Genomic DNA, 24,854 nt, shown 5'->3' with positions numbered 1-24,854 from the left:
AGGGGAGAGGGAGCATGAAACAATTGTACGGAGTAATCGGAAATCCGATCGGGCATTCAATGTCACCCGATATTCATAACGCGGCTTTGCAAGATAAGAACATCAACGGGCAGTATTTTGCGTTTCAGGTGGAACCTCATCATCTCAAGGACGCCGTTAACGGAATCAAGGCGCTTGGCATCTGCGGAGTGAACGTCACAGTCCCGCATAAAGTCGCGATCATGGAGCATCTGGATGAAATACATGAAAGCGCGAAAGTACTCGGGGCCGTAAATACCGTCAAAAGAGAGGGAGACAGGCTCATCGGGTATAATACTGACGGAGATGGGTTTTATAAATCCTTAGTCAAAGTATTGGACAAACCGATATCAGAGCTCTCCATCCTCATGATTGGGGCGGGAGGAGCGGCAAGAGCGATTTTTACGACGATCGTCCGCAGAGAGCCGAAACAATTTGACGTTTGCAACCGCACGCCGGAAAAAGCAGAAAGTCTGATTGCGGCTGCTCCCTCTTTTCAGCAGAAACGCGCCCTTACTTTAAAAGAAGCTGAAAATCAGCTTGAACAATATGACGTCATTATTCATACAACATCTGTCGGCATGTATCCGAAAACGGATGCCGTGCCGCTCTCATTGGAACGGGCCAAAACGGGCGCCATCGTTTGTGATATCGTATACAACCCGATTCAAACGGCGTTCTTAAAAGAAGCTGAAAAAAGAGGTTTAACAACCCTTGACGGTGTCGGCATGTTTGTGGAACAGGCTGCACTGTCTTTCAAGCTGTGGACGGGACAAGAGCCTGACAGCGGCTTAATGAGAGCAATTGTTGAAGGAAAACTAGGAGGAACACAATGTTAACAGGAAAACAAAAACGGTTTTTGCGTTCAAAAGCGCATCACTTAACGCCTATTTTTCAAGTGGGAAAAGGCGGAGTCAACGAAAACATGGTGAAACAGATTGCCGAGGCTTTAGAAGCAAGAGAGCTGATTAAAGTCAGCGTGCTTCAAAACTGCGAAGACGATAAAAATGATGTCGCAGAAGCCCTTGTGAAAGGCAGCCGCTCACAATTGGTGCAGACGATCGGAAATACGATCGTGCTGTATAAGGAATCAAAGGAAAATAAACAAATCGAGCTTCCGTAAGGTGGTTGACATGAAGAAAATCGGAATATTCGGGGGCACATTTGACCCTCCGCACAACGGACATCTTCTGATGGCTAATGAAGTCCTTCATCAGGCGGAGCTCGATGAGATTTGGTTTATGCCCAATAAAATCCCTCCGCATAAGCAGAATGAAGACTTTACAGACAGCCGGCACCGGGTGGAGATGCTGAAGCTTGCCATCAGCTCTAATTCCGGCTTTAAGCTTGAGCTTGCGGAAATGGACCGGAAAGGCCCTTCTTATACCTATGATACCGTCCGTTTACTGAAGGAGCGGCACCCGAACGACAAGCTTTTCTTTATTATCGGAGCGGATATGATTGAATATCTGCCGAAATGGTACAAACTGGACGAACTGCTCACGCTCATTCAATTTATCGGAGTGCGGCGCCCGGGGTATCATATTGAGACACCGTACCCGCTGCTTTTTGCCGACGTTCCGGAATTTGACGTTTCGTCAACGATGCTGAGAGAACGTCTCAAAGCAAAAAAGCCGACGCAATACTTAATGCCGGATAAAGTGAGGCAGTATATAGAGGAGAATGATTTATATGAATCGTGAGGAAGCACTTGCCTGCGTCAAAGAGCAGCTGACCGAGCATCGCTACATCCACACAATCGGCGTGACAGATACGGCGGTTATTCTCGCAGGCCGGTTCGGAGCAGACCCGAAAAAAGCGGAAATGGCGGCTATTTTTCATGATTATGCGAAATTCCGGCCGAAAGAAGAAATGAAGCAGATCATCGTGCGGGAAAAAATGCCGGCTGAGCTCTTGGATTACAATGCCGAGCTGTGGCATGCCCCTGTGGGAGCGTATCTGGCTGAGAAAGAAGCGGGGATCACTGATCCTGAGATCTTGGATGCAATCCGCTATCACACGTCAGGGCGTCCCGGAATGACCCTTTTAGACAAAGTCATTTACGTTGCGGATTACATTGAACCCGGCCGCCATTTTCCCGGAGTGGAAGAGGTGCGCCGTCTGGCGGAAACAGATCTGAACGATGCGCTCATACAAGCAATGAAAAATACAATGATATTTCTGATGAAAAAAAACCAGCCGGTCTTTCCGGAGACGTTTGCAACCTATAACTGGCTGGTGTCTCAAAATTGACAGGAGGAATTTGAAGAATGAATCAAGCTTCCGTATTAAAAATCGCGGCAAAAGCATGCGACGATAAACGTGCAGAAGATATTTTAGCGCTGGACATGGAAGGAATCTCACTTATAGCGGATTACTTTTTAATCTGCCACGGGAATTCTGATAAGCAGGTTCAGGCAATTGCGCGTGAAATTAAAGATCAGGCAGAAGAAAACGGCATTGATGTCAAAAAGATGGAAGGGTTTGATGAGGCCCGCTGGATTTTAGTTGATCTCGGCGACGTCATTGTCCACGTTTTCCATAAAGATGAAAGAAGCTACTACAATCTTGAAAAGCTATGGGGCGACGCGCCGCTCGCAGAGCTTGAACTCGGCTTGAACTCATGATTTACCAAGGCTTCGCCGGCGTATATGACGAGTTAATGTCACATGCGCCGTATGATGAATGGGCGGGCTGGATCGAAGCGTCTCTTCCGGAAAAGGGAAGGGTGCTTGATCTTGCCTGCGGAACCGGAGAAATATCCATCAGGCTTGCTGAAAAAGGCTGCGAAGTCACGGGGATTGATTTGAGTGAAGATATGCTGAGCTGTGCCCAGCAGAAAAAAACGGGAAAGCCGATCCTTTTTCTCCAGCAGGATATGAGAGAGCTTTCCGGTTTTGAAGAACAGTTTGATGCCGTTGTCATCTGCTGTGATTCCCTAAATTACTTAAAAACGAAAAGTGATGTCTTAAGCACCTTCAAAAGTGTTTTTCAAGTTTTGAAGGAGGGCGGCCTGCTTCTGTTTGACGTCCATTCCCCATTTAAAATGACGGAGCTTTTTCCGGACAGCACCCATGCGGATCAGGATGAGCAGATCAGCTATATCTGGCAAAGCTTTGCCGGCGATGAAGAGCTTTCTGTCATCCATGATATGTCCTTTTTCGTATGGAACGGACAATCTTATGACCGTTATGACGAGACGCATGAGCAAAAAACATTTTACATTGAAGAATATGAACAAATGCTTGCAGAGACCGGATTTGAACTGAAGAAGGTGACGGCTGATTTTACAGACCGGCCTCCTTCAACAGAGTCTGAACGTCTTTTCTTTACGGCAGGCAAACCAAAAACCATCGTTTAAACGGAACGATGGTTTTTAAAATGCATTTTTTGCGATTGGCGCGATAAAGCACTTTATGGCATACTCAGTTACACGTGAAATTGCTTCTTCACTAACGATATATCTTCATCGTATTTGTCATGTGTACGCTGAAAGACACGGTTGAACATATCCTGAACACCGCTTTCGAGAGCCTTCAGTCCTTCCCCGGTGACGCCGCCTTTTACGCATACTTTTTCCTGCAAGGCGGGAAGCGTGTAATGCCCTGTTTCCAGAAGCTTTCCGAGACCGACAAGCATCTCCGTCGACATAATCACGGCTTCTTCTTTGGTGATGTCCGTTTCTTCCACTGCCGCGTCAATAAAGCGCTGAACGAGATAACTCATAAAAGCGGGCCCGCAGCTGACAATGTCTGACGCCGCTCTTGTAATGCCGCTGCTGATTTCCACAGGTTTTGAAATATGAGTGAACAGCGTTTGAATATCCGCTTTTGCAGACTCGCTGCAGCTTTTGCCGAACGTAACAAGCGAGACGCCGGCCAAGGCGCGGTTCGTAATGCTCGGAATGACGCGGGCCGTCTGACACGGAACCGTATGTTCAATCTGATCCGTCTGAACGGGGCTGGTAATGGAGATTAAAATGTGATCTTTCCGTAAATGCGGTGTGAGTTTTTTCAGCAAAGGATATATATCCAGCGGTTTTACACAAATGAATATTATTTCATTATCCTGTACGAGCTTTTCCTGATCCTCGGTGACATGGATGCCGCTGAAACGTTCTTTTAGTTTTAATGCTTTTTCGATTGTTCTGTTTGTGATGGTGATATGTGAGGGATCGGCAGCGTTTGATTCGATAAACGATTCAATCAGGATCGTTCCCATGTTTCCGGTGCCGATAAAGCCTATTTTCAATGAATTCCCCTCCTTTTTCCCTTAATCCTCTAAACCTTATGCGGGGAGGCAATGCAATATGACGAAAGCGATGATGACGGAGCGGCTGCGGCGGAACCTGAAAATTCTGGGCGCTTGTCTTGCGGCAGGGGCGGTTTTTATCTGTATTTGGCTGTTTCGTTCTGAAAAGGAAGAGCCGGTCAAACAGCAGTCTGTGCTCGGCCAAACAGCCTCAGCATCCGTCGCGGACAAAAAAGACACAGCAGACGATAAGATTATGATTGATGTGAAAGGTGCGGTCCGGAATCCCGGCGTGTATGAAATGAAAGCGGGAGACAGAGTGACGCAAGCCATTGAAAAAGCCGGCGGCCTGAAGAAAAAGGCGGATGAATTGAATGTTAATTTAGCAGAGCAGCTGCAGGACGGCACGATTGTTTATATTCCGAGTGAAGGCGAAGAGGAGAATCGCCCGAAAACAGCGGCGGGTGAAAAGGAGAATGCAGCTGTCAATATCAATACGGCATCTCTGGACGAACTTCAGGCAATTTCCGGGGTGGGGCAGAAAAAAGCGGAAGCGATTATCGCCTACCGAGAAGAAAACGGACGGTTTCAGACTGCTGAAGATTTGATGAATGTATCAGGCTTTGGAGAGAAGTCATTTGAGCGGATAAAAACTTCCATTACGGTAAAGTGAATTGACGGTTTTGCTTAAATCTATGTAAACTTAGAAAAGCAACAAGACTTTTTGGAGGGAAAACTTGTGGAACGAATCTCATGGAATCAATATTTTATGGCGCAAAGCCATTTGCTGGCGCTGAGAAGCACATGTCCGAGACTGTCAGTCGGGGCAACCGTAGTCAGAGATAAGCGGATGATTGCCGGCGGATACAACGGCTCAATCGCCGGCGGGGTCCATTGCGCTGATGAAGGATGCCTTTTAATAGATAATCATTGCCAGCGGACCATACATGCAGAGATGAATGCGATTCTGCAATGTTCTAAGTTCGGTGTTCCGACGGAGGGCGCCGAAATTTATGTGACGCATTATCCTTGTATTCAATGCTGCAAATCAATTATCCAGGCAGGCATCAAAACGGTTTATTATGCCGAAGATTACAAAACACAGCCTTATGCAAAAGAGCTGTTCAGCCAAGCCGGAGTCAAGGTGGAGCAGGTCGAACTTGATGAAATGATCATCGATCTGAAAAACCGCGAAAAATTGTCTTTTGTAGCAGGTCTGATTCAGCAATTATCTGATGCGGGGGTTAAGGCAGATGAACTGAAAAAAATTCATGAACAGGCCAATGAGCTGTTTACCAGTTACGTATAAATGAAATATAAATACCTTCTTCTGCCTCTGGCGGCGGTTTCTGCAACTGCGGGAATTGCCGCCGCTCATGTCTTCTGGGTTCTGCTCCTTTTTCTTCTGTATCTTCTCTTTATCATTGTAAAAACAAAGCAGCATGCTCCGGTTATCGTCTGCCTCGTTTCTTTTTGTCTTTATTTCTTTCTTTATACGGTTTGTGACGCTGCGAATGTAACGCGGTATCAGGCCGGCAGTTATACTGAACAGGCCGTCATCACTAATATTCCGAAGGTTGACGGAGCGAAAATGTCAGCCGTTATCCGTACACATGACAAGGAAAAATGGGCGGCTTCGTACAAAATCCGGTCTCTTGAGGAAAAGAGACTCATTGAACAGCTTGAACCGGGGACGCGCTGCACGTTTACAGGCTCTCTGGAACAGCCTGCACATGCGACGGTTCCCGGAGGTTTTGATTATAAGGAATATCTTTACTCTCAGCAGATTCACTGGTTATTTTCCGTGACTTCCATTCAGCAGTGTGAAAAATCCAAACAGCCGCTGTTTAAACTGCTGAACATCAGAAAAAATTTGATTTCGATCATTCGGAATCACGTGCCTGAATCTTCCGCCGGAATTGTTGAAGCGCTGACCTTAGGTGAAAGATTTTCTATAGAGGACGATATACTGAGTGCATATCAAAATTTGGGAGTCGTTCATTTAATGGCGATTTCCGGAATGCATGTCGGTCTTATTACGGCGGGATTATTTTATGCTCTGATCAGAATCGGGCTGACAAGAGAAAAAGCAGGAATTTTGCTGCTGCTGTTTTTGCCGGTGTATACACTGCTGAGCGGTGCCGCCCCATCCGTATTGCGCGCATCCCTCATGCTGGGATTTTATATCGCCGGAACTCTTGTTAAACGCGGCATTCATTCCTCTGCTGCATTGTCCCTGTCTTATCTGCTGCTCCTGCTGTTTAATCCTTACTTCCTTTGGCAGGCGGGCTTCCAGCTTTCCTTTGCGGTAAGCGCCTCTTTAATTCTGTCATCCTCCATTTTAAAGAAAGCAGGGGAAAGCAGACTTGCCGGGCTTGCGATGGCTTCATTGATTGCAGAGCTCAGCTCACTTCCGTTTCTTCTCTATCATTTTCAGCAGATTTCACTTGTCAGTTTTCCGATGAATATGGTGATGGTGCCTTTTTATACGTTATTTGTCATTCCGGTTTCTGTCATCGGTTTCCTTCTTCTTTTACTCTCAAGGCAGATGGGAGAATGTTTGTTTGGTATGTTTGACCTTGTGATGAAGCCTGTGCATGATTTCATTACATATGCGGCATCCGTTGATTTATTTACTATGATTGTGTCAAAGCCTGACTTTCTTTCCCTTCTTCTGCTTGCGGTTTCCGTTTTTACGCTTTTTGCGGCTTTGGAAAAGGGAGGTTTTTTAAAACTCAGGAAATCGGCTCTTTTTTTCTGCGCGGTTTTGGCTTATTTAATATGCCGTCCGTATTTCAGTCCATGGGGAGAAGCGGATATGCTTGATATCGGGCAGGGAGACTCACTGTTTATAAGCGCGCCGCACCGCAAAGGGACCGTAATGGTTGATACAGGGGGAGTGATTGCTTATCCCGGAGAATCATGGAAAGAAAAACGTCACCCGTATTCTATCGGCGAGAAGGTTTTGATTCCATTTTTAAACGGAAAAGGGGTGAAAAAGCTGGATGCACTGATTTTAACCCATGCGGATCAAGATCACATCGGGGAAGCCGGAGTGTTAATCAAAAATCATAGAGTCAAACGGTTAATTGTCCCCGTAGGATTCGTAAAAGAACCGAAAGATCAGAACATATTAAATATGGCGAAAGAAAACAACATTCCCGTTGCCGAAGCAAAGCGGGGCGACACCATTACAGCCGGGGATCTTCAGTTTCAGGTGCTGTCTCCGGAGTCGTCTGACGGAAGGAGTAAAAATGATTCGTCACTGGTGCTTTGGACGGTTTTTGGCGGAGTGAGCTGGCTTTTGACGGGAGATTTAGAATCGGACGGCGAAACAGAAGTGCTGAAAACGTATCCGAATCTGAAGGCTGATATATTGAAGGCGGGTCATCACGGCAGCAAAAGCTCAACGAGTGAAGCCTTTTTGAAGCAGCTTCAGCCGGAAGCAGCGCTGATTTCAGCAGGAAAAGAGAATCGATACCATCATCCGCATGAAGAAGTGCTGGATCGTTTGAAGGCGTACTCTGTAAATGTGCTTCGCACCGATATCAGCGGAACGATTCAATACAGATTTAAAAAAGGCGCCGGAACGTTTTCCGTCTTCCCTCCATATGATATAGAAGAAACCAGGGCGCAAGAAGTAAAAAAGACTGCCGATTGACAGCAGCCCGGAATGCGGCTAAGAGCCGATAAGATGGATGGCTGTTGCCATCACGAACAAAAAGGCGAAAAATCCGAAGGACACGACAAAACCGACAGCTGAGTCAACAGCATCATTTCGTTTGCTTTGAACGTTTTTTTCAAAATCATTCAATTTCATCCCTCCTGACTTCCCTAAGTATACTGGAATTGTTTTGAAAAATCTAGAAGTGATGGTAACGTTTTCTGTTCTTGTGATTATCGCCTTTTTACAAGCAGACCCGGGAGCTTGTGAATCAGGCGTTTATTATAAATGAGGAAGCTGTCCTTAAAGCTTCCTCTTTACTATTTGCCAAACTCATTTTAGGATAGAAGGGGATCAAGAAAGAGAGGAAGTCATACGATCATGGTATTTGATGTTTGGAAAGCCCTGAAAAAAGGGGATGTCCGCTCCGTTTATTGCTTATACGGAAAAGAAACGTATCTGCTCCAAGAGACTGTCAGCCGGATCAGACAAGCTGTCGTTGATGAGGAGACAAAGGATTTTAACCTGTCTGTTTTTGATCTTGAAGAAGATCCGCTTGACCAGGCCGTAACCGATGCGGAAACGTTTCCGTTTATGGGAGAGAAGCGGCTGGTCATCGTAAAAAATCCGTCTTTTTTAACAGGGGAAAAAAAGAAAGAAAAAATAGAGCATAATACAGCCGCTCTGGAGACTTATCTGAAGGACCCTGCGCCTTATACGGTCTTTGTGATTGTGGCTCCGTATGAGAAACTGGACGAACGGAAAAAGCTGACGAAAGCGCTGAAGCAAAAAGCCCTTATGATTGAAGCTAAGGAGCTGAATGCAAAGGAGACGACGGATTTTACGATTAATCTGGCGAAATCCGAAAATAAAATGATCGATACAGAAGCTGCCGAGCATTTGGTTCTGCTTGCAAACGGCCATCTGTCTTCCATATATCAGGAAATACAAAAACTCTCCGCCTACACCGGTGACAGACATGAGATCACACTTGAAGATGTCCGTGAGCTCGTCGCAAGAAGTTTGGAGCAGAATATTTTTGAGCTGATCAACAAAATCGTGAACCGAAAACGGACGGAAAGTCTTCAAATATTTTATGATCTTTTAAAACAAAACGAAGAACCGATCAAAATTATGGCGCTGATCGCCAACCAATTCCGTCTGATTATGCAGACGAAGTATTTTGCGGGACAAGGATACGGCCAAAAGCAAATCGCTTCCAACTTAAAGGTGCACCCCTTCCGGGTAAAGCTGGCGATGGATCAGGCGAGGCTTTTTTCTGAAGAAGAGCTGCGGCGTATTATAGAAAGACTCGCAGTGATGGATTATGAAATGAAAACGGGGAAAAAGGACAAGCAGCTCTTGCTGGAACTCTTTCTCCTAGAGCTTCTCCGGACTGAATGAAAAAAACGATCCCCGTTAAAGGGATCGTTTTTGTATTATGCAGAAAGTCCGTTCACTTGTTTCGCAAGTCTAGATTTGTATCGAGCTGCGGCATTTTTGTGTACAAGACCTGTTTTCACTGCTTTATCAATGCGTTTCGCTGCTTCAGAAAGAGCAGTTTTCGCTTTATCCGCTTCGTTGTTAGCAACAGAAGCTTCAACTTGTTTGATTGCAGTACGCATAGCAGATTTGATTGTCGCGTTATGAGCGCGGCGTTCGTTGTTTGTTTTTGTACGTTTAATCGCTGATTTAATGTTTGGCATGTGTTTCACCTCCTAAGATACAACCTGTAGCACAGTGTCTTAAGGTTAAATCTTCTTCACAATAGAACAAATTGTATTCTATCAAACAGAACTTTAGATTGCAATATAAATGTAAAGTATTTTTCGTTGATGGGTAAATTCGCATGATTCGTTTTGTAAATGGCCACACTATGTACCACGATGATTGAAGGAGGTCTTCCCTGTGAAAAACAACGAACTGGATGTCAATCAATTTCTGATACGGACGGATTTAGCGGTAGAAACGAAACAGGCGGTAAAAGACGGACAAGCCGGTCAGAAAAAAGAAATAAACGGGTTTATTGAAAAAGAACGCGACAAGGGCGGCATTAAAGTCAGAACCGTCGATATTACCAAAGAAGGCGCCGAGCTATCGGGGAAAAAGCAGGGACGCTATGTCACGATCGAGGCTCAAGGGGTTCGGGAACACGACTCTGACATGCAGGAAAAAGTAACGGAAGTGTTTGCCGAGGAATTTTCCGCCTATCTGTCGGCATTAAAGATTCCAAAGGATGCAAGCTGTTTGATCGTGGGTCTCGGCAACTGGAATGTGACGCCGGATGCGCTCGGCCCTCTCGTGACCGAAAACCTTCTTGTGACAAGGCATCTGTTCAGGCTTCAGCCGGAAAACGTGCAGGAAGGGTACAGGCCGGTCAGCGCGCTTGCTCCCGGTGTGATGGGATTAACGGGAATTGAAACGAGCGATATTATTCAAGGTGTGATCAAAGAATCAAAGCCGGATTTTGTGATCGCGGTAGACGCTCTTGCGGCCAGAGCCGTTGAAAGGGTGAACACGACCATCCAATTTTCTGATACGGGCATTCACCCGGGATCAGGCGTCGGCAATAAGAGAAAAGAATTAAGCAAGGAAACGCTCGGCATTCCCGTCATCGCAATCGGGGTACCGACTGTCGTTGATGCGGTTACGATCGCAAGCGATACGGTGGATTATATATTAAAACATTTCGGAAGAGAGATGAAAGATGACAGCCCGTCAAGATCTCTGGTGCCCGCCGGAATGAACTTCGGCAAAAAGAAGGTGCTGACAGACGAAGACCTTCCCGGAGAAAAAGAACGCCAATCCTTTCTCGGTATTGTCGGCACGCTGGACGAAAACGAAAAACGCCAGCTGATTCACGAAGTGCTTTCTCCGCTCGGCCATAATCTGATGGTCACGCCGAAGGAGATTGACACCTTTATTGATGATATGGCGAACGTGCTTGCAAACGGGTTAAACACCGCCCTTCATGAAAAAGTGTCACAAGATAACAAAGGTTCTTATAATCATTAAAATGGTTCTACCTCCTCTAGCTTGTTCATAGAGTAATTACTAGACAAGCGCTGGAGGGATTCAAATCATGAGAAAAAAACGCAGAAACCGTCAAATTGTCGTTGCAGTAAACGGTGGAAATGCGCTCAAGGGCATGTTTTTGTTTATGACAAGCCTTATCGTTATTTTCGTATTATCGGGTGTGCTCACATCGCTTCGCCCTGAACTGAGGCTTTCTTCGGATTCTCTTCACGGAATTGCCGGAGAACTTCCGGGTGACGCGTTTGCACACCTCCTCGGCATGGAAAATCATTATTTCGCCTCAGAGCTTCCTGAAAAAGACTCTTTTCAGCTGTCCCGGCTTTCCTTAAAACTGGCGACAAGCATTAATATGGAAGACCCGCGGAGTTTCTTGGGACGTGAGCTGCCGGGATTTGCCCAATACGATACGGAGATCCTTCTGGCGGGGCAGGGGACGGATTATACGAATATGCCGGCTGAATCTCCGCCGCCGTCAAAGGTGATGGAAAAAGAAAAAGAAGTGAACCTGGCAGAAATCGAAAACAAAACGAAAAAAGAAGAAACGGCGCCGCCGAAACATTCAACAGGCAGCAAAAAAGTCGTTTTTATTTACCACACTCATAATACCGAATCCTATCTTCCTCTGTTAAAGGGGGAAACAAATCCGGATAACGCCCGCCATTCGAAGGCCAATGTCACGCTTGTCGGAGATATGTTCGGAAAAGCGCTTGAAGCGCAAGGTGTAGGAGCGACCGTAGATAAAACCGACATTCAGGCCCGCCTGAACAAAGACGGCTTAAATTATGCGCGAAGCTACGACGAATCAAGGCCGGTCGTAAAAAGCGCGCTCGCCAAAAATAAAAACCTGCAATATACCATAGACATTCACCGGGATTCCCGCCGCAAGAAAAATACGACAGCCGACATCAAAGGAAAAAGCTATGCCAGAGTCGCCATCGTCGTCGGCAAAAAAAGCGCTAATTTTGAAGAAAACTATAAACTCGCAAGTGAACTTCATAAGCTCATGGAGAAAAAATACCCCGGCTTAAGCGTCGGTGTTTTATCAAAAGGCTCTCCGGGAGATAATGGAGTATACAACCAAGATTTAAACGACCGGTCGCTTCTGCTGGAATTCGGGGGCGTGGATAACAATCTTGAAGAACTGAGGCGCGCATCAGATGCCGTGGCCGATGTGTTCAGCGAACTGTACTGGGATGCAGAAAAGGTCAGCTCGCAATCAGGAGAGAAGAAAAAACAATAGAAATCAGGTGATTCGAATGATCCGTTTTACCGGCAAATGCCTGCTGATCGCCATTGTCATGTTTTTCGGCGTTTTGTTCGGCATGCAGCAGGCAAACAGCGGAATGCTTGATATGAAAGGATACAAAGATCCCTCCTTAAAAGGAGCATTCACGCTCGGCGGAGAAGGACAGGAAAAAGAAGCTTCCATTTTGGGGCAAACCGTTACGGCGAAAGATCTGGAAGAAAAACAAAAACAGCTGGAACAGGCGGAAACCTTCAACCTGTTTTCAAAAGCCGGAGAAACCCTTTCAAATACCGTGACGGACTCGGCGCAAGCGATGTATGAGTGGGTTTCGAAACTGAACCGTTAGCATTGATGAAGAGAAAAGCGGATGATTCCTTAAAGGAAGCTTTTCTCTTTCTTGTTTTAATTGAATGTTTACAATCCTATTGATATAATCTAAGCTAGTGTATTTTGCGTTTAATAGTAGGAGTGATAGATTGTGACAGATAAAGAAAAGCGTTTAGAGAGGCAGTCAAGAATCCGGAATTTCTCCATCATCGCCCACATAGACCACGGCAAATCGACCTTGGCGGATCGGATTTTAGAAAAAACATCGGCGATCACCCAGCGGGAAATGAAAGAACAATTGCTTGATTCAATGGACCTTGAACGCGAACGGGGAATTACCATCAAATTAAATTCCGTTCAGCTGAAATACAAAGCTAAAGACGGAGAAGAATATATATTTCATCTCATCGACACGCCCGGACACGTCGACTTTACATATGAAGTTTCGCGAAGCCTGGCTGCCTGTGAAGGCGCGATTCTCGTTGTTGATGCGGCTCAGGGAATAGAAGCGCAGACATTGGCGAACGTCTATCTGGCGCTTGATAATGATCTTGAGATTCTTCCTGTCATTAATAAAATCGATCTCCCGAGCGCAGAGCCAGAACGTGTGCGCCAAGAGGTTGAGGACGTTATCGGCCTTGACGCTTCAGACGCCGTCCTCGCTTCAGCGAAAGCGGGCATCGGCATCGAAGACATTTTAGAACAGATCGTAGAAAAAGTGCCGGCTCCCGCGGGAGATCCGGAAGCTCCGCTGAAAGCGCTCATCTTTGACTCGCTTTATGACGCGTACCGCGGAGTCGTCGCGTATATCAGAGTCGTAGAAGGAACGGTCAAACCGGGCCAGAAAATTAAAATGATGGCAACCGGAAAAGAGTTTGAAGTCATCGAAGTCGGCGTCTTCACGCCGAAAGCGCAGCCGGCTGACGAATTGACAGTCGGTGACGTAGGCTATTTGACAGCCGCAATCAAAAACGTCGGCGACACCCGTGTCGGTGATACGATCACGAGCGCGGTTAAGCCTGCGGCAGAAGCGCTTCCGGGCTACCGCAAACTCAATCCGATGGTATACTGCGGACTTTATCCGATTGACACAGCCAAATATAATGATTTGCGCGAGGCTCTGGAAAAACTTGAATTGAACGATTCATCTCTTCAATACGAGGCGGAGACGTCACAAGCCCTCGGTTTCGGCTTCCGCTGCGGCTTTTTAGGAATGCTTCACATGGAAATCATTCAGGAGCGGATTGAACGGGAATTTAAAATTGACCTTATCACGACCGCGCCGAGCGTTATTTATGACGTTTATATGACGGACGGCGAAAAGATCATCGTGGATAACCCGTCAAACATGCCTGACCCGCAAAAAATAGAGCGGGTGGAAGAACCTTATGTCAAAGCGACGATGATGGTTCCGAACGATTACGTCGGAGCGGTTATGGAGCTTTGTCAGGGGAAACGGGGCAACTTTATCGATATGCAGTACTTAGACGCCAACCGGGTCAGCATTGTATATGAGATGCCTCTTGCGGAAATCGTATATGAATTTTTTGATCAGCTGAAATCCAGCACGAAAGGGTACGCCTCTTTCGATTACGAGCTGATCGGCTACAAACCGTCTAAACTTGTCAAGATGGACATTATGCTGAACGGAGAAAAAATCGACGCCCTTTCATTTATTGTGCATCGCGATTACGCGTACGAACGCGGAAAAGTAATTGTGGAAAAACTGAAAGAGCTTATTCCGCGTCAGCACTTTGAAGTACCGATTCAAGCGGCGATCGGACAGAAAATCGTGGCCCGCTCAACCATTAAGGCCATGCGGAAAAACGTCCTTGCAAAATGTTACGGAGGAGACATCTCGCGGAAACGGAAGCTTCTTGAAAAACAAAAAGAAGGAAAACGCCGGATGAAGCAGGTCGGCTCAGTAGAAGTGCCGCAGGAAGCGTTTATGGCCGTTCTTAAAATGGATGACAGCCCGAAAAAATAACGGAAGCCGCCGCAGTCCCGCGCTGCGGCTTCTTTCTGTAAAGAAGAAGGTGTTTCAAAATGAAATCAGCTTATATTCATATTCCGTTTTGTGAGCATATCTGCCACTATTGCGATTTCAATAAATATTTTATTCAGAGCCAGCCTGTCGATGAGTACTTAAACTCACTCGAAAAGGAAATGATAAATACAATAGAACGGACGGGACGCCCTGATCTCCGCACGATTTTTATCGGGGGAGGCACGCCGACATCGCTCTCACCCGTCCAGCTGGAAAAATTGATGGATTCCATTCACCGCGTGCTGAAGCCTTCTGACGGACTCATAGAATTTGCCGCGGAAGCGAATCCGGATGATTTGTCCCCGGAAAAATTAAAAATCCTGAAAAATGCCGGTGTCAATCGGCTGAGCTTCGGTGTTCAAACCTTTGAAGATGAGCTTTTACAAAAAATCGGCAGAGTGCATAAACAAAAGGACGTATTCACTTCCTTTGAACGTGCGAGGGCTCTCGGCTTCGACAACATCAGTCTCGATTTGATGTTCGGCCTGCCGGGTCAGACGCTGGCCGATCTTGACAATTCCGTCAAAACGGCTTTGTCTCTTGATGCGGAGCACTATTCCGTTTACTCGCTGATCGTAGAGCCGAAAACGGTGTTTTATAATTTAATGCAAAAAGGCCGCCTGCATCTCCCCGCGCAAGAACAAGAGGCCGAGATGTATGAAACGGTCATGAGGCAGATGAGTGAAGCGGGCATCCGTCAATACGAGATCAGTAACTTTGCAAAGCCCGGATACGAGTCGCAGCATAATCTGACGTATTGGAGCAATGAAGAGTATTTCGGTTTTGGCGCAGGCGCTCACGGATATATCAGCGGCACGCGCACCGTCAACGCCGGGCCTGTGAAACATTACATGCAGCTCATCGAAGAAAAGGGGCTGCCTTACCGTGACACGCACAAGGTGACACGTGAGGAGCAGATTGAAGAAGAAATGTTCCTCGGTCTCAGAAAAATGTCCGGCGTACAAAAGCAAGCTTTTCTCGATAAATTCGGACGCTCGGTCGACGAACTGTTTCCCGATGTTCTCAAAGATTTAACCGAAAAAGGCCTGATTTGTGACACGAAAGAATCGGTTGCATTAACGCATGAGGGCAAATTATTAGGAAATGAGGTTTTTGGCGCTTTTTTGGGTGAGTTATAATTGACATTTTTCTTTTGGTTTGTTACTTTTGATATAGAATTAGCACTCGCTGACCTTGAGTGCTAACAGGGGTGATGATGATGTTAACAAATCGTCAGCTGTTGATCCTGCAAGTGATTATTAATGATTTTATACAATCAGCGCAGCCTGTAGGATCAAGAACTCTTTCAAAAAAAGACGAGATTACATTCAGCTCTGCAACGATCAGAAACGAGATGGCTGACTTGGAGGAATTGGGCTTTATTGAAAAAACCCATTCATCCTCAGGACGGATTCCGTCGGAAAAAGGGTACAGGTATTATGTCGATCATTTGCTGTCACCCGTCAAGCTGACAAAAACCGATCTGGATTTAATTCACTCGATATTTAAAGAAAAAATCTTCGAGCTGGAAAAAACAGTCCAAAAATCAGCGCAAATCCTGTCCGACCTGACAAACTACACATCGATTGTCCTCGGGCCGACGCTGAGCGAGAACTATCTTAAACAGATTCAAATCGTACCGATCCAGCCGGATAAGGCGGTCGCCATTCTCGTCACGAACACGGGGCATGTCGAAAACCGCACCATCAATTTCCCGGCTAAAGTGGATTTGGCCGATATTGAAAAACTGGTCAATATACTAAACGATCGATTAGCGGGCGTGCCGATGGACGAACTGAATGAGCGCATTTTCAAAGAGGTTGTCACATATTTAAGGCAGCATATCGCCAACTATGACAGCATACTTGAATCGCTCCGCTCCACATTCCATCCGGCGGCCCACGTTGAGAAATTGTTTTTCGGCGGAAAGATCAACATGCTGAATCAGCCGGAGTTCCATGATATTGAAAGGGTCCGCTCGCTCTTATCTTTAATTGAAAAAGAGCAGGATGTTCTGAAGCTGTTTCAGTCATCAAAAGCCGGGATTTCAATCAAAATCGGGAAAGAAAACGACTACGAAGAAATGGAAAACTGCAGCTTAATCACGGCCACCTATACAGTTGATACGAAACAGATCGGATCAATCGCCATTATCGGGCCGACGCGCATGAATTATTCAAGAGTCGTCAGCCTGCTGCAGCACGTGACTTCGGACTTGTCAAAAGCATTCACAAGTTTGTATGATGAATAAGGGAATTTTGGCAATCATTTTCAGTCATCTTTTTACAGCATTTGAGGGAGGTGAACACAATGTCAGAAGAAAAACAAACCGCAGAACAGGTTGAAGCAGCAGAACAAGAAGAAGTGACAGAACAGGCAGAACAAGCCGCTTCACAAGAGCAGCATGAAGAAACGGCAGGTCAGGAAGAAGCCCTTCAGCACCAAATTGATGAATTGCAGGGTTTGCTTGATGAAAAAGAAAACAAGCTTTTGCGTGTTCAAGCAGACTTTGAAAACTATAAACGACGCAGCCGCCTTGAAATGGAAGCTGCTCAGAAATACCGTTCTCAAAACGTCGTAACGGAAATCCTTCCGGCGCTCGACAACTTTGAACGGGCGTTACAGGTAGAAGCTGAAAGCGAGCAGACAAAAAGCTTGCTGCAAGGTATGGAAATGGTCCGCCGCCAGCTGATGGACGCACTTGAAAAAGAAGGCGTTCAAGCCATCGAAGCTGTCGGCCAGGAATTTGATCCGAACCTTCACCAAGCCGTCATGCAGGTGGAAGATGAAAACTTCGGCAGCAATATTGTTATCGAAGAACTGCAAAAAGGCTACAAACTGAAGGATCGCGTCATTCGTCCTTCAATGGTAAAAGTGAATCAATAACTACATAGCAGGAGGTAATTCAAAGTGAGTAAAGTAATCGGAATTGACTTGGGTACGACAAACTCATGTGTGGCAGTGCTTGAAGGCGGAGAGCCTACAGTCATCGCCAACGCTGAAGGAAACCGTACGACTCCGTCAGTCGTTGCATTTAAAAACGGCGAGCGCCAAGTAGGGGAAGTGGCGAAACGCCAATCCATCACAAATCCTAACACAATCATGTCTGTTAAACGCCATATGGGTACTGACTATAAAGTGGAAATCGAAGGAAAAGACTACACGCCTCAAGAAGTGTCAGCTATTATCCTTCAGCATCTGAAAGCATATGCTGAAAGCTACCTCGGCGAAACAGTTTCAAAAGCCGTTATCACGGTTCCTGCATACTTCAACGATGCAGAGCGCCAAGCGACAAAAGATGCTGGTAAAATCGCCGGTCTTGAAGTAGAGCGTATTATCAACGAGCCGACTGCAGCAGCGCTTGCATACGGACTTGATAAAACGGACGAAGACCAAACAATTCTTGTTTACGACCTTGGCGGCGGTACGTTTGACGTATCTGTTCTTGAACTTGGCGACGGCGTGTTTGAAGTCCGTTCAACTGCCGGTGACAACCGTCTTGGCGGAGACGACTTTGACCAAGTCATCATCGATCATCTCGTAGCAGAATTCAAAAAAGAAAACGGCATTGATCTTTCAAAAGACAAAATGGCGCTTCAGCGTTTGAAAGATGCGGCTGAGAAAGCGAAAAAAGATCTTTCCGGCGTTTCATCCACACAAATTTCTTTACCATTTATCACAGCGGGAGAAGCAGGTCCTCTTCACCTTGAGCTGACACTGACCCGCGCTAAATTCGAAGAGCTTTCCGCTCACCTTGTTGAGCGCACAATGGCTCCTGTCCGTCAGGCTCTTCAAGATGCGGATCTTTCTGCGAGCGAAATCGACAAAGTTATCCTTGTCGGCGGATCAACACGTATTCCAGCCGTACAGGAAGCAATCAAAAAAGAAACGGGTAAAGAAGCGCATAAAGGCGTAAACCCTGATGAAGTTGTAGCGCTGGGTGCAGCGATTCAAGGCGGCGTCATCACGGGAGACGTAAAAGACGTTGTTCTTCTTGACGTTACACCGCTTTCTCTCGGTATTGAAACAATGGGCGGCGTGTTCACGAAACTGATCGATCGCAACACGACAATTCCGACGAGCAAGTCTCAAGTATTCTCAACTGCAGCTGACAACCAAACGGCTGTTGACATTCACGTGCTTCAAGGTGAGCGCCCGATGTCTGCCGACAACAAAACGCTCGGCCGCTTCCAGCTTACTGATATCCCGCCTGCACCGCGCGGCGTACCGCAAATCGAAGTTTCTTTCGATATTGACAAAAACGGTATCGTAAACGTAAGAGCGAAAGACTTAGGCACAGGAAAAGAACAAAACATTACAATCAAATCTTCTTCAGGTCTTTCTGATGATGAGATCGAACGCATGGTAAAAGAAGCGGAAGAAAACGCTGACGCTGATGCGAAGAGAAAAGAAGAAATCGAAGTCCGCAACGAAGCTGACCAGCTTGTGTTCCAAACGGAAAAAACATTAAAAGATCTGGAAGGCAAAGTGGACGAAGAGCAAGTGAAAAAAGCAAACGACGCGAAAGACGCGCTGAAAGCCGCTATCGAGAAAAACGAAATTGAAGACATCAAAGCGAAAAAAGATGAGCTTCAAACAATCGTTCAAGAGCTTTCTATGAAGCTTTACGAAGAAGCGGCGAAAGCGCAGCAGGCTGAAGGCGGGGCAAACGCTGAAGGCAAAAAAGCGGACGACAACGTTGTCGATGCGGAATACGAAGAAGTAAAAGACGACGAAACGAAAAAATAAGTTCTTTCCCGCACAGACTATAGGCGGAAGAACACACAGCATATTCTGATTCAACAGACAGAAAGTCAAAGTCAGGCATCTCTTGGCTTTGACTTTTTTTCTTGCCCGGGATAAAAGGAATTGAAAAAACATAATTCAAAATGATACAATCTAATTTATGTGAGAAATTCGGGAGAGTGAAGCGAGATGAGTAAGCGTGATTACTATGAAGTGCTTGGGGTAAGTAAGAGCGCTTCAAAGGATGAAATCAAAAAAGCCTATCGGAAGCTTTCAAAAAAATATCATCCTGATATCAATAAAGAATCCGGAGCAGATGAAAAATTCAAAGAGGTAAAAGAAGCGTACGAAGCGCTCTCAGACGACCAAAAACGCGCTCAATATGACCAATTCGGCCATACAGACCCTAACCAGGGATTCGGCGGCGGTTTCGGAGGCGGCGGAGACTTCGGCGGCTTCGGTTTCGATGACATCTTCTCAAGCATCTTCGGAGGCGGCACGAGACGCCGTGACCCGAATGCGCCGCGGCAAGGCGCGGATCTGCAGTATACAATGACCCTGTCATTTGAAGATGCGGCTTTCGGGAAAGAAACGATCATTGAAATTCCGCGCGAAGAGAATTGCGAAACATGTAAAGGGTCTGGCGCGAAGCCGGGAACAAAGCCGGATACGTGCTCGCACTGCGGAGGTTCAGGCCAGCTGAACGTCGAACAGAACACGCCGTTTGGCAAAGTGGTTAACCGCAGAGTCTGCCACCACTGTGAAGGAACAGGAAAAATCATCAAAAACAAGTGTTCTGACTGCGGCGGCACGGGCAAAGTGAAAAAACGGAAAAAAATCAATGTCACGATTCCTGCCGGTGTGGATGACGGACAGCAGCTGCGCGTTCCGGGCCAAGGTGAACCGGGCGTAAACGGAGGGCCTGCGGGAGATCTGTTTGTCGTATTCCATGTGCGCGCCCACGAGTTCTTTGAGCGCGACGGAGACGATATTTATTGCGAAATGCCGTTAACGTTTGCCCAAGCGGCACTCGGAGACGAAGTGGAAGTGCCGACGCTTCACGGAAAAGTGAAATTGAAAATACCTGCCGGCACACAAACAGGCACGAAATTCAGATTAAGAGGCAAAGGCGTTCAGAACGTCCGGGGCTACGGACAAGGCGACCAGCACATTGTCGTCCGCGTCGTTACACCGACGAATCTGACAGACAAACAAAAAGACATCATCCGCGAGTTCGCTGAAGTCAGCGGAAACCTGCCGGATGAACAAGAAATGAGTTTCTTTGACAAAGTAAAACGCGCATTTAAAGGCGAGTAATGATTGGATAGGAGTTGGTAGTTTTGAAATGGTCCGAAATCAGCATTCACACAACACATGAAGCGGTCGAACCCATCTCAAATATTTTGCATGAAGCTGGTGCGAGCGGGGTTGTCATCGAAGATCCGCTTGATTTAATGAAAGAGCGTGAGAATGTTTACGGGGAAATCTACCAGCTCGACCCCAATGATTACCCCGATGAGGGTGTCATTGTCAAAGCGTATCTGCCGATCAACAGTTTCCTCGGCGAAACGGTGGACGGCATAAAAGAGACGATTAATAATCTGCTTTTGTACGACATTGATTTGGGCAGAAACACAATCACCATTTCTGAAGTTAATGAAGAAGAATGGGCGACAGCTTGGAAAAAGTATTATCATCCTGTGAAAATTTCTGAAAAGTTCACGATTGTTCCCACTTGGGAAACGTACACACCTGTTCATACAGATGAACTGATTATCGAAATGGATCCGGGTATGGCATTCGGTACGGGAACGCATCCGACAACGGTTCTGTGCATTCAGGCGCTTGAGCGTATCGTTCAAAAAGGCGACCGTATAATTGATGTCGGCACCGGTTCAGGAATTTTAAGCATCGCGGCCGCCATGCTTGAGGCCGAATCGGTTCATGCGTATGACCTTGATCCGGTCGCTGTTGAAAGCGCGCGTCTGAATGTGAAATTGAACAAAGTGAGTGATACGGCCGAAGTGAAGCAGAACAATTTGTTAGACGGCATCACGGGCGAACATGATGTCATTGTCGCAAATATTTTGGCGGAAGTGATTCTCCGCTTTACATCACAGGCGTACGACCTGCTCAAAGACGGAGGCCATTTTATTACTTCAGGCATTATCGGCCAGAAAAAACAGGAAGTAAAAGAAGCGTTGGAAAAAGCCGGCTTTACCATCATAGAAATTCTGTCTATGGAAGATTGGGTCAGCATCATCGCGAAAAAATAACAGTTAGTAGGTGTCACAGCGTATGCAACGATATTTTATCGAGCTCACGAAGCAGGAGATGGACGAAACTCCTGATTTTCAAATCACGGGGGAAGACGTCCACCATATAGCGAACGTCATGAGAATGAGTGCGGGAGACCGGATTATCTGCTGTTCGAAAGACGGCCATGAAGCGTTATGCCTGCTTAAAGAGGTTTCTAAAGATCATATATCATGCAGCATTGCTGAGTGGACGGGTGAAAACCGTGAACTGCCTTTGAAGATCAGGATCGCCAGCGGCCTCCCGAAAGGCGATAAGCTTGAATGGATTATCCAAAAAGGGACCGAGCTGGGGGCAAGTATGTTCATCCCTTTTCAAGGCGCCAGATCCGTCGTTAAGCTAGACGACAAAAAGGCAAAGAAAAAGCGGGAGAGATGGGCGAAAATCGCGAAGGAAGCGGCGGAGCAATCGTACCGCAATGAAATTCCCGAAGTGAAAACCGTTCATACGTTCCGGCAGCTGCTTGAAATGGCGGAGAATGTCGATAAATGTGTCGTTGCATACGAGGAGTCATCAAAGCAGGGAGAAACGGGCGCTTTCGCTGCGGAGCTCAAAAGCCTTCCGCAAGGTTCGTCTCTTTTAATCGTATTCGGCCCTGAAGGCGGTCTAACTGAGTCTGAAGTTCATCAGCTTTCAGAAAAAGGCGCCGTCTTATGCGGCCTCGGACCGAGAATTTTACGGACTGAAACTGCGCCTCTTTACGCGTTAAGCGCAGTTTCCTATCATACAGAGTTATTAAGAGGTGATCAGTAATGGCAACTGTTGCTTTTCATACCCTTGGCTGCAAGGTCAACCATTATGAAACAGAAGCAATCTGGCAGCTGTTTAAAGATGCGGGTTATGAACGAAAAGAATTCGAACAGACAGCAGATGTATATGTCATTAATACATGTACGGTAACAAACACGGGAGATAAAAAAAGCCGTCAAGTCATCAGACGGGCGATCCGCCAAAATCCTGACGGCGTCATCTGCGTAACAGGGTGCTATGCGCAAACCTCTCCGGCGGAAATTATGGCCATCCCGGGTGTTGACATCGTCGTCGGCACGCAGGATCGTGAAAAAATGCTCGGTTACATTGAGCAGTACAGGGAAGAGCGCCAGCCGATCAACGGCGTCGGCAATATTATGAAAGCACGCGTGTTTGAAGAGCTGGATGTTCCCGCTTTTACTGACCGCACAAGAGCGTCGTTAAAAATCCAAGAGGGCTGCAACAACTTCTGTACGTTCTGCATTATCCCTTGGGCGCGCGGCCTGCTTCGTTCCCGCGATCCGGAAGAAGTCATTAAACAGGCGCAGCAGCTTGTGGATGCCGGCTATAAAGAAATCGTCCTGACGGGGATTCATACGGGCGGCTACGGCGAAGATATGAAAGATTATAATTTCGCCAAGCTTCTCCGCGAGCTTGATACACGTGTAGAAGGATTGAAGCGGATCAGAATTTCATCTATTGAAGCAAGCCAAATCACTGATGAAGTGATTGAAGTGCTGGATGCGTCTGATAAAATCGTCCGTCACCTTCATATCCCGATTCAGTCAGGATCAAACACCGTTCTGAAACGGATGAGACGCAAATATACGATGGAATTTTTCGCGGACCGTTTAAATAAGCTTAAAGAAGCGCTGCCGGGTCTTGCCGTCACATCTGATGTCATCGTCGGTTTCCCGGGAGAAACGGAAGAAGAATTTATGGAAACATACCGGTTCATTAAAGAACATAAGTTTTCAGAGCTTCACGTATTCCCTTACAGCAAACGCACCGGAACACCTGCGGCCAGAATGGAAGACCAGGTTGACGAGAACGTGAAAAACGAACGGGTGCATAAGCTGATCGCGCTGTCTGACCAGCTTGCAAAAGAATACGCCTCCGATTATGAAGGAGAGGTTCTGGAAATCATTCCGGAAGAGGCGTTTAAAGAGTCTGATGAGGAGGGCATGTTCGTCGGCTATACGGACAATTACATGAAAGTCGTCTTCAAAGGCACGGAAGATGTAATCGGCAAACTTGTCAAAGTCAAAATTCAAAAAGCGGGCTATCCGTATAACGAAGGACAATTCGTCCGCGTCGTTGAGGATGAAATGACCCGGAACATGCGCATGTCTTCATAACAGATAAAAAAACCGGTGCCTTCCCGCATCGGTTTTTTACGGTTTCGGAGGAATCAGCCTGTCAATCAGCCGGTAAAACAAATGTGTGAACGGCAGAAACAATAAGGCGGTGACTACGTTAAATAACAGGCTGAAATGCGCAATCATCTGCGCGGGATCATCAGACAGGCGCTCCGTAAAACCTGCTGATGCGGACAGGAAGGGAAATACGAGCAGCACGCCGAGAATATTAAACACAACGTGAGCACCGGCGGTCTGTCTGGCGGCATAACCGCCTGAAACAGCAGCCATGACGGCCGTGACGCATGTCCCGATATTAGATCCCAGAACGACGCTGACTGCTTGTTCAATGCCGATCACCCCTTCGTTCATAAAACTCATCAAAATGCCGATGCAGACCGAGCTTGAATGAATGATTGCCGTCAATATCATGCCGATAAAAAGAGCGGACCAGCTCGAATCATTCACATGTCGCAAAACCTCCGCCCCCGCCTTCATTTCTGTCAGCGGAACGGCGAGCCGGCTGAAGCATGTAATGCAAAAAAAGATGATGCCGAGACCGAGGAAGCTTATACCGATCTGCCTGAACGGATATTTACGGAGGAGGATAAACACAAGGCCTCCGATAAAAAGCACCCAAATGAGCACATCCATCTTTATGGCTAAAAACTCCGTCGTAAACGTGGAGCCGACATTCGTGCCGAGAATCATCGGAATGGTCCGTTTAAAAGATAAAGCGCCTGCGCTGACAAAGCCGATGACAATGACCATGAAGGCTGAGCTGCTCTGAAGAAAACCAGTGAATACGATGCTTATGAGAAAAGCTTTCAAAGGGTGGTCGGTAAATAAGAGCAGGCTCTTCTCAATTTTTGAATACGTTAAGGCGATCAGGCCCTGCCTGAGCAGGCTCATTCCGAGTAAAAAAACCAGGATAAGTGCGGTAAAGAGAATCAGTATCATCAAATGAAACACCCCTTTCCATCATTATATAGACAAGCAGCTTTATTCATGACGGAAAAGTGAGCTCGCTTAGTTGACCTGACTGATGGCTTATATTATAATGTCAAAGTACATGTTTATATATGTATCTTTTTA

General features: G+C 46.6%; 25 protein-coding genes and 2 pseudogenes. 23 read left to right on the top strand and 4 right to left on the bottom strand.

What is annotated here, in order from left to right:
* Positions 1–14 precede the first annotated feature (14 nt).
* From aroE to BR62_RS0108465, 6 genes are read left to right on the top strand one after another with little or no spacing between them, the layout of a single operon-like run.
* Positions 15–857, top strand: coding sequence for a shikimate dehydrogenase (gene aroE, locus BR62_RS0108490; RefSeq protein ID WP_007408256.1), 843 nt, complete (start codon positions 15–17; stop codon positions 855–857).
* Positions 851–1,141 (top strand): ribosome assembly RNA-binding protein YhbY, encoded by a 291-nt coding sequence (gene yhbY / locus BR62_RS0108485; RefSeq protein WP_003152858.1) that lies wholly within the window; start codon positions 851–853, stop codon positions 1,139–1,141. The genes aroE and yhbY overlap by 7 nt, the downstream gene beginning before the upstream one ends.
* 10 nt (positions 1,142–1,151) lie before the next feature.
* A complete protein-coding gene (locus BR62_RS0108480; RefSeq protein WP_007408258.1) occupies positions 1,152–1,721 on the top strand; it encodes a nicotinate-nucleotide adenylyltransferase in 570 nt (189 codons plus the stop codon).
* Entirely contained in the window at positions 1,711–2,271 is a 561-nt protein-coding gene (gene yqeK, locus BR62_RS0108475; RefSeq protein WP_007408259.1) for a bis(5'-nucleosyl)-tetraphosphatase (symmetrical) YqeK, read from the top strand. Before BR62_RS0108480 ends, yqeK begins: the two co-directional genes overlap by 11 nt.
* Before the next feature lie 17 nt (positions 2,272–2,288).
* Entirely contained in the window at positions 2,289–2,645 is a 357-nt protein-coding gene (gene rsfS / locus BR62_RS0108470) for a ribosome silencing factor (protein ID WP_007408260.1), read from the top strand.
* Positions 2,642–3,379 (top strand): class I SAM-dependent DNA methyltransferase, encoded by a 738-nt coding sequence (locus tag BR62_RS0108465; RefSeq protein WP_015240247.1) that lies wholly within the window; start codon positions 2,642–2,644, stop codon positions 3,377–3,379. Before rsfS ends, BR62_RS0108465 begins: the two co-directional genes overlap by 4 nt.
* Before the next feature lie 68 nt (positions 3,380–3,447).
* Here BR62_RS0108465 and comER read toward each other — a convergent pair whose 3' ends face one another.
* Positions 3,448–4,269 carry a late competence protein ComER gene (gene comER, locus BR62_RS0108460; protein WP_014305449.1) on the bottom strand — a complete coding sequence of 274 codons (822 nt, stop codon included), beginning with the start codon at positions 4,267–4,269 and terminating at the stop codon, positions 3,448–3,450.
* 58 nt (positions 4,270–4,327) lie between these two features.
* On the opposite strand from comER, the gene BR62_RS0108455 reads away from it, so the two are divergent.
* The 3 genes from BR62_RS0108455 to BR62_RS0108445 all read left to right on the top strand — a co-directional run bounded on the left by BR62_RS0108455 (position 4,328) and on the right by BR62_RS0108445 (position 7,930).
* On the top strand, positions 4,328–4,942 hold the full coding sequence (locus tag BR62_RS0108455) for a helix-hairpin-helix domain-containing protein (protein ID WP_015240245.1): 615 nt from the start codon (positions 4,328–4,330) through the stop codon (positions 4,940–4,942).
* 66 nt (positions 4,943–5,008) lie between these two features.
* Positions 5,009–5,578, top strand: coding sequence for a ComE operon protein 2 (locus BR62_RS0108450; RefSeq protein ID WP_003152868.1), 570 nt, complete (start codon positions 5,009–5,011; stop codon positions 5,576–5,578).
* On the top strand, positions 5,579–7,930 hold the full coding sequence (locus BR62_RS0108445; RefSeq protein ID WP_032870486.1) for a DNA internalization-related competence protein ComEC/Rec2: 2,352 nt from the start codon (positions 5,579–5,581) through the stop codon (positions 7,928–7,930).
* 18 nt (positions 7,931–7,948) lie between these two features.
* On the opposite strand, the gene BR62_RS19130 is transcribed toward BR62_RS0108445, so the two are convergent.
* A complete protein-coding gene (locus BR62_RS19130; protein ID WP_003152870.1) occupies positions 7,949–8,083 on the bottom strand; it encodes a YqzM family protein in 135 nt (44 codons plus the stop codon).
* 40 nt (positions 8,084–8,123) lie between these two features.
* On the opposite strand from BR62_RS19130, the pseudogene BR62_RS19545 reads away from it, so the two are divergent.
* Together BR62_RS19545 and holA are read left to right on the top strand one after the other, a co-directional pair.
* A pseudogene (locus BR62_RS19545) lies at positions 8,124–8,275 on the top strand (hypothetical protein).
* 39 nt (positions 8,276–8,314) lie between these two features.
* Positions 8,315–9,356: pseudogene (holA, locus tag BR62_RS0108435) on the top strand (DNA polymerase III subunit delta).
* Positions 9,357–9,372: 16 nt separating this feature from the next.
* On the opposite strand, the gene rpsT reads toward holA, so the two are convergent.
* Entirely contained in the window at positions 9,373–9,639 is a 267-nt protein-coding gene (gene rpsT, locus BR62_RS0108430) for a 30S ribosomal protein S20 (RefSeq protein WP_003152876.1), read from the bottom strand.
* 202 nt (positions 9,640–9,841) lie between these two features.
* On the opposite strand from rpsT, the gene gpr reads away from it, so the two are divergent.
* The 12 genes from gpr (at position 9,842) to mtaB (ending at position 23,759) form a co-directional block, all read left to right on the top strand.
* Positions 9,842–10,948, top strand: coding sequence for a GPR endopeptidase (gene gpr / locus BR62_RS0108425; protein WP_007408268.1), 1,107 nt, complete (start codon positions 9,842–9,844; stop codon positions 10,946–10,948).
* A 67-nt stretch (positions 10,949–11,015) separates the two neighbouring features.
* Positions 11,016–12,209, top strand: coding sequence for a stage II sporulation protein P (gene spoIIP / locus BR62_RS0108420; protein WP_007612673.1), 1,194 nt, complete (start codon positions 11,016–11,018; stop codon positions 12,207–12,209).
* Between the two features lie 16 nt (positions 12,210–12,225).
* Positions 12,226–12,561, top strand: coding sequence for a YqxA family protein (locus BR62_RS0108415; RefSeq protein WP_015240242.1), 336 nt, complete (start codon positions 12,226–12,228; stop codon positions 12,559–12,561).
* 132 nt (positions 12,562–12,693) lie between these two features.
* Positions 12,694–14,529, top strand: coding sequence for a translation elongation factor 4 (gene lepA / locus BR62_RS0108410; RefSeq protein WP_012118023.1), 1,836 nt, complete (start codon positions 12,694–12,696; stop codon positions 14,527–14,529).
* A 59-nt stretch (positions 14,530–14,588) separates the two neighbouring features.
* The gene (gene hemW, locus BR62_RS0108405) at positions 14,589–15,728 is read left to right on the top strand and encodes a radical SAM family heme chaperone HemW (RefSeq protein ID WP_032866705.1); all 1,140 of its coding nucleotides are present in this window, start codon (positions 14,589–14,591) and stop codon (positions 15,726–15,728) included.
* Positions 15,729–15,808: 80 nt separating this feature from the next.
* Positions 15,809–16,840, top strand: coding sequence for a heat-inducible transcriptional repressor HrcA (hrcA, locus tag BR62_RS0108400; protein WP_003152889.1), 1,032 nt, complete (start codon positions 15,809–15,811; stop codon positions 16,838–16,840).
* A gap of 59 nt (positions 16,841–16,899) precedes the next feature.
* Positions 16,900–17,475, top strand: a complete 576-nt coding sequence (gene grpE, locus BR62_RS0108395) for a nucleotide exchange factor GrpE (protein WP_020956094.1) — start codon at positions 16,900–16,902, stop codon at positions 17,473–17,475.
* A gap of 24 nt (positions 17,476–17,499) precedes the next feature.
* Positions 17,500–19,338: a molecular chaperone DnaK gene (gene dnaK, locus BR62_RS0108390; protein WP_007408273.1), complete on the top strand. Its 1,839-nt coding sequence runs from the start codon at positions 17,500–17,502 to the stop codon at positions 19,336–19,338.
* 186 nt (positions 19,339–19,524) lie between these two features.
* On the top strand, positions 19,525–20,652 hold the full coding sequence (gene dnaJ, locus BR62_RS0108385; RefSeq protein WP_003152895.1) for a molecular chaperone DnaJ: 1,128 nt from the start codon (positions 19,525–19,527) through the stop codon (positions 20,650–20,652).
* Positions 20,653–20,675: 23 nt separating this feature from the next.
* Positions 20,676–21,611, top strand: coding sequence for a 50S ribosomal protein L11 methyltransferase (gene prmA, locus BR62_RS0108380; RefSeq protein ID WP_015240238.1), 936 nt, complete (start codon positions 20,676–20,678; stop codon positions 21,609–21,611).
* A 22-nt stretch (positions 21,612–21,633) separates the two neighbouring features.
* Complete coding sequence (locus BR62_RS0108375) at positions 21,634–22,404, top strand: 16S rRNA (uracil(1498)-N(3))-methyltransferase (RefSeq protein ID WP_007408275.1); 771 nt, start codon at positions 21,634–21,636, stop codon at positions 22,402–22,404.
* A complete protein-coding gene (gene mtaB, locus BR62_RS0108370; RefSeq protein ID WP_007408276.1) occupies positions 22,404–23,759 on the top strand; it encodes a tRNA (N(6)-L-threonylcarbamoyladenosine(37)-C(2))-methylthiotransferase MtaB in 1,356 nt (451 codons plus the stop codon). The genes BR62_RS0108375 and mtaB overlap by 1 nt, the downstream gene beginning before the upstream one ends.
* 36 nt (positions 23,760–23,795) lie before the next feature.
* Here the strand turns inward: mtaB and BR62_RS0108365 are convergent, their stop codons facing one another.
* Entirely contained in the window at positions 23,796–24,722 is a 927-nt protein-coding gene (locus BR62_RS0108365) for a Na/Pi symporter (protein ID WP_007408277.1), read from the bottom strand.
* Positions 24,723–24,854: the final 132 nt, after the last annotated feature.

This window comes from Bacillus sp. UNC69MF, from assembly GCF_000746035.1.
GTDB classification, from domain to species: domain Bacteria; phylum Bacillota; class Bacilli; order Bacillales; family Bacillaceae; genus Bacillus; species Bacillus velezensis.
This window is presented reverse-complemented; position numbering and strand designations above follow the sequence as displayed.

Coding starts and splice junctions, on each gene's coding strand:
- mtaB (WP_007408276.1), top strand. CDS start 22,404: ATGGCAACTGTTGCTTTTCATACCCTTGGCTGCAAGGTCAACCATTAT.
- aroE (WP_007408256.1), top strand. CDS start 15: ATGAAACAATTGTACGGAGTAATCGGAAATCCGATCGGGCATTCAATG.
- hrcA (WP_003152889.1), top strand. CDS start 15,809: ATGTTAACAAATCGTCAGCTGTTGATCCTGCAAGTGATTATTAATGAT.
- grpE (WP_020956094.1), top strand. CDS start 16,900: ATGTCAGAAGAAAAACAAACCGCAGAACAGGTTGAAGCAGCAGAACAA.
- rsfS (WP_007408260.1), top strand. CDS start 2,289: ATGAATCAAGCTTCCGTATTAAAAATCGCGGCAAAAGCATGCGACGAT.
- BR62_RS0108465 (WP_015240247.1), top strand. CDS start 2,642: ATGATTTACCAAGGCTTCGCCGGCGTATATGACGAGTTAATGTCACAT.
- BR62_RS0108415 (WP_015240242.1), top strand. CDS start 12,226: ATGATCCGTTTTACCGGCAAATGCCTGCTGATCGCCATTGTCATGTTT.
- spoIIP (WP_007612673.1), top strand. CDS start 11,016: ATGAGAAAAAAACGCAGAAACCGTCAAATTGTCGTTGCAGTAAACGGT.
- BR62_RS0108455 (WP_015240245.1), top strand. CDS start 4,328: ATGACGAAAGCGATGATGACGGAGCGGCTGCGGCGGAACCTGAAAATT.
- BR62_RS0108480 (WP_007408258.1), top strand. CDS start 1,152: ATGAAGAAAATCGGAATATTCGGGGGCACATTTGACCCTCCGCACAAC.
- yqeK (WP_007408259.1), top strand. CDS start 1,711: ATGAATCGTGAGGAAGCACTTGCCTGCGTCAAAGAGCAGCTGACCGAG.
- rpsT (WP_003152876.1), bottom strand. CDS start 9,639: ATGCCAAACATTAAATCAGCGATTAAACGTACAAAAACAAACAACGAA.
- dnaJ (WP_003152895.1), top strand. CDS start 19,525: ATGAGTAAGCGTGATTACTATGAAGTGCTTGGGGTAAGTAAGAGCGCT.
- hemW (WP_032866705.1), top strand. CDS start 14,589: ATGAAATCAGCTTATATTCATATTCCGTTTTGTGAGCATATCTGCCAC.
- yhbY (WP_003152858.1), top strand. CDS start 851: ATGTTAACAGGAAAACAAAAACGGTTTTTGCGTTCAAAAGCGCATCAC.
- BR62_RS0108445 (WP_032870486.1), top strand. CDS start 5,579: ATGAAATATAAATACCTTCTTCTGCCTCTGGCGGCGGTTTCTGCAACT.
- BR62_RS0108375 (WP_007408275.1), top strand. CDS start 21,634: ATGCAACGATATTTTATCGAGCTCACGAAGCAGGAGATGGACGAAACT.